The organism is Aquabacterium parvum (genome assembly GCF_001447195.1).
GTDB lineage: Bacteria > Pseudomonadota > Gammaproteobacteria > Burkholderiales > Burkholderiaceae_C > Aquabacterium > Aquabacterium parvum.
On sequence record NZ_LFRI01000395.1, the window covers coordinates 1 to 273 of the forward strand.

Genomic DNA, 273 nt, shown 5'->3' on the forward strand with positions numbered 1-273 from the left:
AGCACAGAGCCGCGACCACGTTGCCGGCGTTTCCATAGCTCGCGCTGGGCTCTATGAAGGTGCTTAAAGCGTTCAGCCAGGTCATCACCGTTCTTCACCGTCAAAGTCACCAAAAAAGGCCTCAGAGCCGTTTTCTTGGCTCGGATGACCTCCCACCTATCCAAGTAGGCTTTCATCGACTTAGCGCCCCGTCTAATGGCACACAGAGGGCAAAGCAGGTGCTTCATGCAGAAGCTGGCCGCATGCAGCCTCACAGCGTCGATGGTGAAGTAG

1 protein-coding gene is annotated in these 273 nt (G+C 56.0%); it reads right to left on the minus strand.

Going from position 1 to position 273, the window contains the following annotated elements:
- On the minus strand, positions 1-254 hold a 254-nt coding region (locus ABG80_RS22890; RefSeq protein ID WP_268760987.1), incomplete at its 3' end, for a protein rep.
- Between the last annotated feature and the right edge of the window lie 19 nt (positions 255-273).